The 12665-nt window shown below is 39.4% G+C and carries 13 protein-coding genes; 11 read left to right on the forward strand and 2 right to left on the reverse strand.

Annotated features, from left to right (window positions below):
- Positions 1-582 precede the first annotated feature (582 nt).
- From I588_RS06140 to I588_RS06155, 4 genes are all read left to right on the forward strand, one after another.
- The gene (locus tag I588_RS06140) at positions 583-1611 is read left to right on the forward strand and encodes a glycosyltransferase family 2 protein (protein ID WP_010758104.1); all 1029 of its coding nucleotides are present in this window, start codon (positions 583-585) and stop codon (positions 1609-1611) included.
- Positions 1612-2080: 469 nt separating this feature from the next.
- Positions 2081-3067, forward strand: a complete 987-nt coding sequence (locus I588_RS06145) for a LacI family DNA-binding transcriptional regulator (RefSeq protein ID WP_010758105.1) — start codon at positions 2081-2083, stop codon at positions 3065-3067.
- Positions 3068-3176: 109 nt separating this feature from the next.
- Complete coding sequence (locus I588_RS06150; protein ID WP_010758106.1) at positions 3177-4634, forward strand: PTS transporter subunit EIIC; 1458 nt, start codon at positions 3177-3179, stop codon at positions 4632-4634.
- Entirely contained in the window at positions 4635-6059 is a 1425-nt protein-coding gene (locus tag I588_RS06155; RefSeq protein ID WP_010758107.1) for a glycoside hydrolase family 32 protein, read from the forward strand.
- A gap of 155 nt (positions 6060-6214) precedes the next feature.
- Here the strand turns inward: I588_RS06155 and I588_RS06160 are convergent, their stop codons facing one another.
- Positions 6215-6430 carry a hypothetical protein gene (locus I588_RS06160; protein WP_139243999.1) on the reverse strand — a complete coding sequence of 72 codons (216 nt, stop codon included), beginning with the start codon at positions 6428-6430 and terminating at the stop codon, positions 6215-6217.
- 225 nt (positions 6431-6655) lie between these two features.
- On the opposite strand from I588_RS06160, the gene I588_RS06165 reads away from it, so the two are divergent.
- The 4 genes from I588_RS06165 (at position 6656) to I588_RS06180 (ending at position 9401) form a co-directional block, all read left to right on the forward strand.
- Positions 6656-7951 carry a Y-family DNA polymerase gene (locus I588_RS06165; RefSeq protein ID WP_010758108.1) on the forward strand — a complete coding sequence of 432 codons (1296 nt, stop codon included), beginning with the start codon at positions 6656-6658 and terminating at the stop codon, positions 7949-7951.
- 165 nt (positions 7952-8116) lie between these two features.
- A complete protein-coding gene (locus tag I588_RS06170; RefSeq protein WP_010758109.1) occupies positions 8117-8536 on the forward strand; it encodes a hypothetical protein in 420 nt (139 codons plus the stop codon).
- Positions 8529-8795, forward strand: a complete 267-nt coding sequence (locus tag I588_RS06175) for a DUF5960 family protein (protein WP_010758110.1) — start codon at positions 8529-8531, stop codon at positions 8793-8795. Before I588_RS06170 ends, I588_RS06175 begins: the two co-directional genes overlap by 8 nt.
- Positions 8796-8810: 15 nt before the next feature.
- Positions 8811-9401, forward strand: a complete 591-nt coding sequence (locus tag I588_RS06180) for a type 1 glutamine amidotransferase family protein (protein WP_010758111.1) — start codon at positions 8811-8813, stop codon at positions 9399-9401.
- Positions 9402-9491: 90 nt separating this feature from the next.
- On the opposite strand, the gene I588_RS06185 is transcribed toward I588_RS06180, so the two are convergent.
- Positions 9492-10421, reverse strand: a complete 930-nt coding sequence (locus I588_RS06185; protein WP_010758112.1) for a sugar-binding transcriptional regulator — start codon at positions 10419-10421, stop codon at positions 9492-9494.
- A gap of 146 nt (positions 10422-10567) precedes the next feature.
- Here I588_RS06185 and I588_RS06190 point away from each other — a divergent pair, with 146 nt between their 5' ends.
- From I588_RS06190 to I588_RS06200, 3 genes are read left to right on the forward strand one after another with little or no spacing between them, the layout of a single operon-like run.
- Entirely contained in the window at positions 10568-11401 is an 834-nt protein-coding gene (locus I588_RS06190) for a class II fructose-bisphosphate aldolase (protein ID WP_010758113.1), read from the forward strand.
- A gap of 17 nt (positions 11402-11418) precedes the next feature.
- Positions 11419-12117, forward strand: a complete 699-nt coding sequence (locus I588_RS06195; RefSeq protein WP_010758114.1) for a triose-phosphate isomerase — start codon at positions 11419-11421, stop codon at positions 12115-12117.
- The gene (locus I588_RS06200; RefSeq protein ID WP_010758115.1) at positions 12118-12636 is read left to right on the forward strand and encodes a YjbQ family protein; all 519 of its coding nucleotides are present in this window, start codon (positions 12118-12120) and stop codon (positions 12634-12636) included.
- Positions 12637-12665: the final 29 nt, after the last annotated feature.

Raw genomic sequence — 12665 nt, forward strand, 5'->3', positions numbered from 1 at the left:
TTTTAAAATTAACGAATTGATATAGAATGATTATATATGGGGTGATTCAACAATCTTTTTTTAGATAAATTGATGATCAATATGTTGAATAGTTGGTATTCAAGGATGAGTGGTTTATTCTCTATTCATTGGCTGTCTTCTTTGGGGGATTTTACGCCAATATATAGATAACGTGAATCAAATTACTCATGTAAACAACTACAGTGTACTGTCAAACAAACTGCTGCAAACAGACAATACTATCCTTCCCAAGATCTTTTTAGCCAAGAGATGCAGACCTATGCAATAAAAATAGGGAGAAACCAGCTTGTTTGCAGCCGCCAATTTAAGTGAACTCATTGTTGTATTAATGATAAACAAGTAATTGATTGTGGCGGTATAGTTGCTTTGTCAGTACGCTGATTAGTATATAATTCCCTACTTTTTTGACCTGTACATTTTTCTAGTCCTAAACAAGATGGACTTACATAATCAGCTATTGCAGGCAGAATAGCCTAAAGACTGCGAGAAATCACTCGCTGTATTTAATTAAGTGAAAATAAGTTGGATCAGCTAGAAAAGCTAGTTGTAAGGAGCAGATATATGAATAAAAAACAGCTAGTCTCAATTATAATTCCCACCTATGACAATTTTGATAAAATTCATTCTTGTCTCTACTCACTACTCGCCCAAACGTATACTAATCTCGAGGTTTTGGTGATTAATGAGGGTGACAACGAGCTATTACTGAAAACTTTGATCGAAAAAATGAAGCAGGATTCTCGCATCCGGGTATATCAATCAACTCATCGCGGGCTAAATGCCGCTAGAAATTATGGTTTAAAAAGAGCTCAAGGGGAGTATGTGTTGTTTATGGACAGCAATGGTACTCTCGACAGCCGTGGAATTGAATTTCTGATGGCTGCTTGTGACTGTGGTGAAGGTGGAAAATTGCCGGATATGATTTTATTTGGTATTCATTGGCACAAAAGGAGAAACTATTTAGAAAATCAAACGCCCTCTTCCTTTAAAGGAAACCAAAGAGAATTTGTTAGGCAGCCGTTTTATAAGAACTATCGGCAAGGTTTAATCCAACCGTTGTGGAATAAATTACTGCGACGAGAATTTTTATTGGAGCAGGACTTATATTTTGAAGAAGACTTGTCTGTGTTGGACGATTTGCTTTTTTCAGTTCAAGCTATTTCTCAAGCGCAAGAGATTGTTGCCTTGGACCAAGCGTTCTATCACCACTACGATTCACGAAAGAATTCATTAATACTTCAGTCAAACAGTGTCAAAGAAGAGACCTTGCTGCGAATCTGTCAAGTGATTTTAGGAATGTCGCCGCTTCATCCAAGACACCGAGAGTTCTATTGCAAAGACACGGTAATGCGAATCATTCGTCAACTAAGGGATTGTCAAAAACGGTTAGGTTCTCCCTTGAAAAAATACCGAAGAGTAAAATGGCTTTTGCAAAATCAACAGCTTTATGAGATTGCGCAAGCAGCTGTGGGAGATAATCGAAGAGAAAAACAAAAACTTAGACTGCTGAAGCTTTTAATGAAGGTGGCAAGAAACAAAGCCAGCCTAAAAAGAAGTTCGCTGACAGTTAATAAAAGCCAGCAGACATAATCAGAATCAAAAAACGTGAATCTGGAAAATGATTTTGTCCATTAGAAAGAGGGAACTTGGGTAAAAAATCTTTCAAAAGCAAAAAGACGTTTGATCAGAATCAAGATTAGATAGACTTACTAGTTAGTGAACTTGCTAGATAAAAGTGAAACAGGTGTGAGAACCATCAGCTCTCACACCTGTATTTTACAAATGTAAATCTGCGATTATTTAGGGTATGTTGATGAAAGCAGTGTTACCTGTGCAGACTCTCCTCCGTTTTTTGTTCAGTGATCAATAAACTGCTGAATAAATTCTTTTGTTTTCCCAACCTTCTTTGATAGAAATTTCCCTCCAAACAGATAACTGCATCGCAAACTTTTCTTTTTAATTTTCAATTCTTTCTCATTTTATCAATAAGAATTTCCCCTAATTTGCCCGGTTAACCGAAGTTTTCATGATATAATGACACGGTGTAAGGAGGTCAACCATGGCAAATATGAATGATGTGGCTAGACTAGCCAAGGTTTCAAGAGGGACGGTTTCCAATTATATAAACGGCGTGAAAATTAAAGAAGAACTGGCGAAAAGGATCGAGAAAGCCATTGAGGAGCTGGATTATGTTCCTAATCAAGCAGCTCGGTCGTTAAAAACACAAACCAGTGATACGATTGCATTTATTTTACCGACCATTTGGACTCCCTTTTTTGCGGAATTAACCAATTATATTCAATTGGAGCTGCAAAAAAGAAATTTAAAAATGCTGCTGTGTAATTCACAAAACAATTACAATTTAGAACTAGACTATGTGAAAATGGCTAAGGAGGAGAAGGTTCGCGGAATTATTACGATTTCCTACAGTGATATTGATCCGTATATCACTGCAAATGTGCCGATTGTTTCCATTGAACGCTATTTTAACCAGCAAGTTCCTTTTGTGACGAGTGATAATTTCCAAGGGGCTCGATTAGCAGCGGAAGAGCTATACAAAAGAGGGGCTCACCGTCTTTTGATGATTTTACGAGAGCTGCCGAATAATCTGGGAATTTACGAACGGATGAATGGGTTTATTGATTATTGTAAGCATAAAAAGATTGATTATGAAGTATACTTAGACAAAGGGAATTCAAAAGATTTTTCTAAAAGAATTGATCAATACTTACAAAAAGCTTACCAAGAGGACTGTCGCTTTGATGGAATTTTTACAGTAACCGATCGTTACGGAGAATACGTCATGGAATCTTTTCAACGTTTGTCTTGGAATATTCCCGATGACGTTCAGCTGATTGGTTTTGATGGCGCAAAGAGTTATCAGAATCAGCCCCTAGTTATTTCTACTATCGCTCAAGATATCAAAAAAATGGCTGAAATAAGTGTGGAAGAACTAGTGAATTATGATAAAAACAAGGATTCTCAAACGAAACATATCTTGCCAGTTAAATTCTTAAATTTGAAAACTACAAGGGAGTTGAAGTAATTTTTTCAACTTTTTTGTAGTTTTTTTGTGGAAACGCTTGTAATTTGGAACGTTCCAAGTATATAATATAGAAAAGTTGGAACGTTCCAAAAAATAAGGAGGAGATCAAATGGATTACAAAAGAGTAGTAAGTGAAATTATTGAAGCCGTAGGTGGACAAGAAAATATCCTGCATGCCACTCACTGTGTGACTCGTTTACGTTTAACCTTAAAGGAGACTACCTATGACCAGCAAAAACTGGAAAACCTTGAAGGCGCTAAGGGTGTTTTCTTCAATAAAGGACAGTTGCAAATTGTCTTTGGTACTGGAGTAGTGGAACGTGTTTATGAAGCCTTTATTCAACAAAGCAACATAGATAATCATTCCTTTGAACCGTCGAAACAATCGCAAACACCTGAAACCTGGAAGGATAAATTGTTTGAATTCTTTAAAGCCTTCTCTGATATTTTTGTGGCACTTATTCCAGCAATTGTTGGCTGCGCAATGCTCTTGGGAGTCCGTTCACTATTTATTACGACCGGTCTGTTTGGGTTAGAAGGCAGCTTAGCTGATAATTACACTTGGGCGGCTGATACTGCTAGCTTTCTAAACATTATTGCTACTGGCTTAAATTTTCTGCCGGTCTTTGTGGCCTACTCGGCGACTAAGCGCTTTGGAGGAAATCCTGTCTTTGGGATTATTTTAGGGTTGATTTTGGTTCATCCAGATTTAGGGAATCGCTTTGAATACATGCAGGGAACCATTGAGAATGTGTCATATTGGAATATTGTAGGATTTAGTGTTCCGCAGGTGGCTTTCCAAGGAGGGATTTTTCCAGCAATTTTAAGCTCATTTTTTATGGCGAAGTTTGAAAAATTCATTACTAAATACACACCAAAGATGCTGACATTTATTGTGGTTCCTGCAGTTACTATTTTAGTGTCATCATTGGCATTGTTTTTAGTTTTTGGTCCTTTGGGGGATTTGGTTGCTTCGGGAATTGGTACAGCAGCGGATTTCTTATATGTGAAGGCCGGAGTTTTTGGAGCGGGAATTTTTGCGGCGTTGCTGCAGCCATTAGTGATTACTGGAACCCATCATATGATTGGATCAATTGAAGCACAGTTATTAGCTCAAACAGGATTTAATTATATTCAACCACTGTGGGCGGTTTCCATTATTGCTCAGGGGGGAGCTGCGATGGGAATGTTTTTCCTAGCCAAAAAAGGATCTAAGCGACGTGAAATTGCTTTTTCCAGCTTTATTCCGACATTAGTTGGAGTGAGTGAGCCGGCTATTTTCGCAGTAAACTTGAAGGATTCAGTAGTACCATTTCTGACTGCAGTTGCTGGAGCCGGAATAGGCGGAGCGTACATGAAGATTTTCGATGTGAAGGCTCTTGGGTTTGGTTTGACAGGTATTCCCGGAGTGACCATTGTTAATCCACCAGTCGTTATTCATTATGTAATAGGCTGCTTGCTGTCTTTTGCTTTACCGATCTTTTTCTTATTCATTTACCATAAAGTAAAAGGCGTATCAGGTGCAGAAATCGGCATACCAAATCCAGTAAAGGACGTGAAGGCCTAAGTGCAAAACTTATTAATCGATCATAAAACGAATGTTTATACAGAGGAGAAACGGAATTTATTGGCAAAGCTGGCGGCAAAGGTAAGCAGTAGCCACTATTTGCCCAACTATCATATTTATCCGCAATCGGGTCTAATGAATGATCCGAATGGGTTGGCCTATTTTAACGGAAAGTACCATGTGTTCTTTCAATGGTACCCGTTTGCTCCAATTCACGGCTTGAAACATTGGGGCCATACCACTTCGGAGAATTTAGTTGACTGGTCTAAGCAAGAGATAGCTCTTTCGCCTACTGAAGAGTATGAAAAAAATGGCTGCTATTCTGGAAACGCCATCGAATTTCAAGGAGAACTCTATTTGTTTTACACGGCAAATTATAAAACTGAAGCCGGCAAAATTCCTAAGCAAGCAGTAGCTATTATGGATAAGGAAGGTCGGATTCGAAAACGAACCGAACCTGTAATTGAGGGGACACTTCCAGGATTGTCAGGTGAATTACGAGATCCTTTTGTTTTTGAAAGAGATGGCTGCTTCTACATGCTGTTAGGCGGCAGTAAATTTACTGACAAAGAAAAACCAGGTTTTGGCGATCAAGGCGTATTACTTCTTTATCAAAGTAATGATTTATTGAACTGGAGTTATCAAGGGTTAATCGATCTGCCTTTGCCAACGGGCTATATGCTGGAGTGTCCAAGTTTAATTCAAATAGACGGGAAGGATATTTTGTTCTTGTCTCCAATGGGAATAGCTCCTGAAGACGAACGCTTCAACAATCGCTTTGCTTCTATTTATGCTGTAGGAGAGTTAGACATTCTTAATCGCTGCTTCCATGCTGACTATTGGGACCAAATGGATGCCGGTTTCGATTTTTATGCTCCTCAAGCTTTTTTAGGAGAACATCAGCAGCCGCTGCTTTATGGCTGGTTTGGCTGTGGTGAACCTGATTACCCAGTTCAAGTTGGCTGGCTGCACGGACTTACCTTTCCTCAACAAATGCAACTAGTACAAGGGAAGTTCAAACGCTATCCCGCTTCAGAAATAATTGAAGTTTTTACACAAAAGCAGGCGGTCAAACGTCCAAAAATCAAAACGGAAAGTCGCAACTATTGGCTGGAGCTAACAGAAGGTTTCAATTTTACCATCGGTTCAGCTGCTGATTATTGGGAATTTCAGTACGATACGGAAACTAAACTGGCAACTGTTTCTCGTGATAATTTGGCCAAAAAAATTGATGTAGGCTACGGTGAAAAAAGAAGCACTCGTATTTTGAACTTGCAAAAGGTCGATATATTTGTAGACAATTCCTTTGTTGAACTATATTTGAATCAAGGGGAGCAAGTCTTTACTTTTCGAGTATTCCAAGATGATAGTGATACAATTGTAAGCCAGCAAGGAGCCTTAACAGGATGCTTGCACAAAATATAGAAAATTAGGGGCATTTTTGGATGCCCTTTTTTTCTTGCTTAAAAATATTCTCTAGTTTACAAGCAAGTCTAAGCCAACTAAAAAACCAGTCTTAAACTGCTTTTTTCTTCTTTTTAGAGTAGTTAAAACTGGGCTTTTTAGCTTTATCGGGTTCATTAAAAGGATTTCGAGCATATTTTTTTCTGATGATCCAACGGCTGTTTGCAAGTCTGTTTCTTGTTACCTTTTTCTGCAGTGGAGGAGTTATTAGAATTTTCTTCAGCTTTAGTTGAAGCAGTTGAGCGGGTTGAATGATTTGCGGCAGTCAGTGTTTTTTCGTCATCTTCTCCTAGGTTTTCGCTGTTTTTAAAAGCATAACGAATTTTTGTCATGAAGTTCATGTAAAAGACCAAGAAATTTCTCAAGTGTAATTAGGAAAAAATTTGACAGCAGACAAAAAATTACGATAACCATTCAGGCTGTTTAAGAAAATAGTAGCTTGCAAATGAGAAGATCACAAAAAGATGTGGGGAGGTAAAGACTATCTATTGACAACTCCCTTTTAAACATGCTTTAATTTAAGGGAACATACGTTTGTTTGAATTGAGGGAAGACAAATGGATCTTTATAAAGGAGAACCAGTACGAGAAGTTTTTTGCATGGACTCTAAGAGTTTTTACGCCAGTGTGGAATGCGTAGAGCTAGGATTGAACCCAATTACCACTCTTTTAGTGGTCATGAGTGGTGATCGTAATGATGCAGGCTTGATTTTAGCTGCTAGTCCCATGGCTAAAAAAGTTCTGGGAATTAGTAATGTCAGCCGCGGATTTGAGGTGCCGGATCATCCTGATTTAATTATTGTGCCGCCAAGAATGACTTTGTACATGCAATATCATATGGAAATTCTTACTATTTTTCGTCAATATATGGCGGACGAAGATATTCATACTTATAGTATTGACGAGCAATTTGGTGATTTAACCCATAGTTGGCGTTTGTTTGGTGACAGCCCCGAGGAAGTTGCTAAAGCTATTCAACTGGAGATTTTGCGAAAATTAAAAATTTATACTAGTGTTGGTCTGTCAGTAAATCCTTTAATGGCTAAGGTAGCGATGGACATGGAAGCCAAAAAGAACAGCTCATTATTTGCTCACTGGACTTATCAGGATGTCCCAGAAAAAATTTGGCCCTTAAAGCTAAGTGATTTTTGGGGAATCGGTCGTCGAATGGAGCTTCGCTACAATCGTATGGGATTGCGAACGATGGGAGATTTGGCTCATGCAAATCCATTTAGATTAAAGAATTATTTTGGTGTGATCAGCCTGCAGCATTATATGCACGCCTGGGGAATTGATCGCTCGATTTTATCGGAAAAGGGCAATTATCCCAAGAAAGAAAAATCAATTGGCAATTCCCAAATTTTGCCTAAAAATTATGTTCGCAAGGAAGAGATTGAAGCCGTATTAGCTGAGATTTGTGAGCAAGTCGCCCAACGATTACGCAAAGCTGATGTAATGGGCGCTACTTTACATTTAGGAATAGGGTATGCATATAACGGGACTCAAAAACGTGGCGGCTTCCATCATCAAATGAAGATTCCTGCTACTAATCAAGGGAAAAAGCTAACTCAACAGGCTTTGCAGATGTTTGCTAAGTATTGGGATCACTCTGAGGTGCGCAAAATTTCCTTGAACGTGTCTTCTTTGCAGCCTGCAGGTGGATTACAGCTGGATTTATTCCAAGATCCACTGCAGTCTATCAAAGAAGATCAAATCGATGATATTGTTGGAGAAATTCGTAATAAATATCAGTTTCGCTCGATTGTGCGAGCCCATTCTTTATTAGAGGGTGCCACAGCCATTGATCGAGCGGGCTTAGTTGGCGGACATGCAGGCGGGATGGATGGAATGTAACTGATTTGTACGTAGGAAGGAACATGGAAAAACAGCAGTTTCCCCACTGCTAAAGAATAACATTTTCTATTTTAAGCCATTGATAAAACCAATTCAGGCGTGAAATTAAATGAAGCGGCTACCGCTTTTTGCTTGCTGCATTCAGAATGAGAAGGGGTTTTTGCTGTGTATGATGATGAAACGGCAATGGAATTATTTTTAGAAGCAAAACAAAATTATCAGGATCGGGGAATGATCAAATGGATCGGTTTTTACCTATCGGATCATACGGCTCTTTTAACGAAAGACAATAAACAGCGTTACAAGGAAAATTTGCAAAAGCCTCAACAGACGTTGGAGGAAATAAGTCAGCTTCTCCAGCAATCCTACATACAGAATAAGCGGATTGCTTTGCAGTTAGAGGCTTTGGATAGTGAACGTAAATACTATGATGACCTAATAGGGCGAGTGATTGGACAAAAGGACCAGCTGATCTACTTAGCGACGGATGAGGAGGAAATCGTTCATCTAGAGATTGAACAGCTTCGTCATGCTGAGCTGTTAGGTCCCAACAAAATTTTGACTAAGGATGAGTCAAATGCTTGATACCAATGGTGCAGTATTTGAATTTAAAAGCGAAGAGGACGACCAGTTTACCAAAGATTATCATCGACTGGTGGATTCAGCTGTGCCGCTTTTTGCAGTTAAAGAAGATTTACTCTATTTAATGGAATCTCAAGGAATCAATTACTTTATGATGCCAGCAATTATTACGAGGGATCGTAAAGACCATTGTTTTTATTTTGAAGTGGAAACCTTTGAAACGTCACGAGTTAAAAAATATAAATATTTGCGTTGCGATTAGAGAGGGAGGGCAACGATGAAGCGAGCGGTGTTCTTACTATTAGAAGATTATGCTGATTGGCAAGGTGCTTATCTTGCCAGCCAGTTGAATCAACAGAAAAATTGGGAAATAAAAACAGCATCAATAAAGCAGCAGGTCACCTCCATGGGCGGATTTAGAATCGATGTAGACTATCTGATCGAAACAATACCAAAAAAGCTGGACTTGTTGGTATTGATTGGCAGTCATTCGTGGAGCTTCAAGCATTCCTTATTGAAAAAAATTGTTGCTCAGGCTTTGGAAAAAGGGACACCAGTCGGAGCCATTTGCGGAGCAGTGGACTATTTAGCAAAAAATGGTTTACTACGTTCTTATTATCACACCGGAAATGACCAAGAATTGTGGCGAGCCGCTGCACAGTACACGAATGCTCCTCAGTTTATTAAACAGCAGGTGGTTCAAGACCGCAACTTAGTAACAGCCAACGGTACAGCTGCTTTGGAGTTTACTGAAGCTTTGCTAAAGGCAGTAGCTTTTTGTGATGAGCAAATAATTGAACGGACGATGGATTTGCAGCGCATGGGCTACTATGCTTATTACCAAACGTATGGCAATCCTGATGGTTAATTAAACAGGAATTATTCAGCAGGATTCATCATAAAAAAGATCGAATCAGTTTCTCACCCAACAGGAGAGTCTGGTTCGATCTTTTTGATTTTACAGCAATTGTGCAAGTTCCTCATCAATGATCAGATCGGTGATGACGGACATTTTTAGCAATGTTTGAATGCTTTTTGCTTTTTCTTTTCCGGTAGCTACAATGACTACTCGATCAATTTTTTCGATATCAGCTAGCTTAATTCCCAGCATCCGCTGAGCAATTCCTGTTTGCAGAGCTTTCCCATCGGCTTTAAAGAAGGTTCCGCCAATATCACCAATAATGTTTTCTTCCATTAGTAAGGCAGTGTCCTCATCAGAAATATAGTCCAGTTTCTCGTAAGTGGAAGAATGAATGGGATCACCCACACCTAGGACCGCTAGATCCACTTGACGACCTTCTTCCATAACCTCTTTGATTAGATTGGTTTCCACTAATGTATCCTTCACTGCCTGTGTGTCAGCGATGGCTGGGGCATAGAAGTAAGAAACCTCGCAATGATATTTCTGCGATAGGACAAAAGCTAAATGGTTAGAATGAAAACGGACGGTGGCAAGACCATTCCCACCAATCAAGGGAATAATTTTTAAAGATTCCAGATGCAAATAGTTCGCTTGCTGTACGTATTCGAAAAGGGTTGTTCCCCAGCCGATTCCTAATCTTCGGATACTAGGCAATAATGGTTCAATCAATTCCATACATAATTTTCCTGCCGCAGCTTTTAGGCTGTCGGCTTCCTCTTTTGCGGCTGAAGCAATTTTTACATTAGCCAGCTGATATCTTTTCATCAGCTGTTCCTGCAGCTTTATGGTACGCAGTTGACTGTGCTGAATGGTAATTTTTACGATGCCCTTGTCTTTGGCCTCCTGCAGCAGCGCTGCAACGGTTGGTCGGGAAATTTTTAGCAACTTAGCAATTTCACTTTGGGTAATTTCATCCTCATAATAATATAAAGCAGCCTTTAGCATCATTTCTTCACGCTCAATCATCCATTTCCTCCTCTTGCAACAAATGTTCCGTGATTCGTTGATATATACCAAATGATAATGCTGGATTCAATTGACTTTCCTCTATTATCATACTACAATTTTTACAAAAGTAAACATAAGTTTGCAAATGTAAAGGATGCGATAACGTGTTAGTAAATTCAAAAGCAATGCTCAGTAAAGCAAAAAAAGAGAATTATGCCATACCTGCGACCAATTTTATCGATTTAGATTCGGCACGGACCTTTGTAACAGTCGCTGAAAAGCTGAACAAGCCCTTAATCTTGCCCTTTGCGCAGGCACACAAAGACTTGATTTCCTTAGAAGAAGCTGCCTTGATTGGCCAATACTTAGCTAACAAAGTATCGGTTCCAGTCGCTTTGCACTTGGATCATGGTGAAGATTTTGAGTTTATCAAAGAAGCCATCGAATTAGGTTTTACTTCGGTCATGATTGATGCATCAAAGGAAAGCTTAGAAAATAATATCAAACTGACAAAAGAAGTCGTTGAATATGCCCACCAAAAAGAGGTAACAGTAGAAGCTGAGTTAGGGCATGTTGGAGCTGGAACAAACTATGAAAATCATGAAACAACTGATTCTATTTATACGGAGGTTAAGGATGTCGAAATCTTCTTAAAAGAAACCCAAGTCGATTCGCTGGCAGTGTCCATTGGTACCGCTCATGGGGCATACAAAGGGACACCAGTGTTGAACTTTGATCGACTGAAGGAAATCAGTGCCATTTGCGAGGTTCCATTGGTACTGCACGGCGGTTCTTCATCTGGCACCAACAATCTGAACCGTTGTGCGACTAGTGGCATTTCCAAAATCAATATTTTCACCGACTTTTTGCAAGCGGCTTACCGTATGAACAAAGAAAACAAGCCTAAAGATTACTTAGAAATGAAACAGTTGTCTAATCAAGCGATGGCAGGTGTATTGGAAAATTGCTACAAAGTATTTGCTACAAAGGATGCATAGAAAAGAGGCGACGATAAATGACAGTAGAAATTAAACAACCCTTTTTTGTCTTTAACCCAAAATCCTATCTTTATGGTGAAGAACTGTTAAGACTAGCACAACGGGCAGATGAATTAGCAGCAAAATATCCGGAATGCACAGTATTAGTGACTGTGCCATTTGCTGACATTAGTGCAGTAAAGCAAGCAACTGAGAAAATCGTGGTTACAGCTCAACATATAGACGGGATCAGGCCTGGTCGAGGAATCGGTCATGTTCTACCAGAATCGGTTTATCATGCTGGAGCAAGAGCCGTTTTCTTAAATCATGCCGAACGACCTTTGACCTTAGCCGGACTGGCCCAAGCAATGAAGCGAGCTAAGGAACTAGGAATGAAGACAATTGTGTGTGCAGATTCTATTGATGAGGCAAGAGCAGTGGCAATTTTAGGAGCAGACATTATTTTATGCGAACCAACTGAACTAATTGGCACCGGTCAAACCAGCGGAAGCGATTATATTGAAGAAACCAATCAAGCCATTAAAGAAATTAATCCTGACATCTTAGTCATGCAGGCAGCCGGTATCAGCAGTGGGGAAGATGTATATCGCACGATTAAGCTGGGAGCGGATGGGACTGGCTGTACTAGTGGTATTACTAACGCAGCTTCACCGGCGGATATGCTAACTGAGATGGTTGAAGCAGTGGTGCAAGCATACAAAGAAAGAGGTAAATAGATGAAGGTTATCCATGAACAATTATCCATTAAAACACAAGCAGGGAAAGTCAGCTATATTGATATTACCGCTGATTTACGCAAAACGATTGAGTCAGCTGGATTAAAGAATGGCTTTTGTGCCATCACTACCCCACATACAACTTGTTCAGTCATTTTTGAAGAATATGTTCATGACAAGGACTGGAAGGGGGATGAGTATCTGCAGGTAGACCAAAATCGGATTTTGGAGAAATTAATTCCTCGCCAATTGACTGAATCAGACTATCTTTATCCTGGGCCAGAGCATGTAGAGTTTTTAAAAGAATTAGCCGCGGCTGATCCGAATTATTTGCCTGATCCAGTATCTATTTTAAATGCGGACGCTCATATTAAAGGTTCTCTTTTCGGAGCCAGCGAAACGGTCATCGTCAAAGATGGACAACCTTTAATTGGCTCTGTTGGTTATTTATATTTTGTTGATTGGGATCAAAATCGTGAACGAACAAGAACCTGCAACTTAATGTTGATGGGTGAGTAAAAAAGACCAATCATTGCTTTCTTTTCATA

The sequence above is a fragment of the Enterococcus pallens ATCC BAA-351 genome (genome assembly GCF_000407485.1).
Lineage (GTDB): Bacteria > Bacillota > Bacilli > Lactobacillales > Enterococcaceae > Enterococcus_A > Enterococcus_A pallens.

Coding starts and splice junctions, on each gene's coding strand:
- I588_RS06140 (WP_010758104.1), top strand. CDS start 583: ATGAATAAAAAACAGCTAGTCTCAATTATAATTCCCACCTATGACAAT.
- I588_RS06150 (WP_010758106.1), top strand. CDS start 3,177: ATGGATTACAAAAGAGTAGTAAGTGAAATTATTGAAGCCGTAGGTGGA.
- I588_RS06145 (WP_010758105.1), top strand. CDS start 2,081: ATGGCAAATATGAATGATGTGGCTAGACTAGCCAAGGTTTCAAGAGGG.
- I588_RS06200 (WP_010758115.1), top strand. CDS start 12,118: ATGAAGGTTATCCATGAACAATTATCCATTAAAACACAAGCAGGGAAA.
- I588_RS06175 (WP_010758110.1), top strand. CDS start 8,529: ATGCTTGATACCAATGGTGCAGTATTTGAATTTAAAAGCGAAGAGGAC.
- I588_RS06165 (WP_010758108.1), top strand. CDS start 6,656: ATGGATCTTTATAAAGGAGAACCAGTACGAGAAGTTTTTTGCATGGAC.
- I588_RS06185 (WP_010758112.1), bottom strand. CDS start 10,421: ATGATTGAGCGTGAAGAAATGATGCTAAAGGCTGCTTTATATTATTAT.
- I588_RS06195 (WP_010758114.1), top strand. CDS start 11,419: ATGACAGTAGAAATTAAACAACCCTTTTTTGTCTTTAACCCAAAATCC.
- I588_RS06160 (WP_139243999.1), bottom strand. CDS start 6,430: ATGACAAAAATTCGTTATGCTTTTAAAAACAGCGAAAACCTAGGAGAA.
- I588_RS06180 (WP_010758111.1), top strand. CDS start 8,811: ATGAAGCGAGCGGTGTTCTTACTATTAGAAGATTATGCTGATTGGCAA.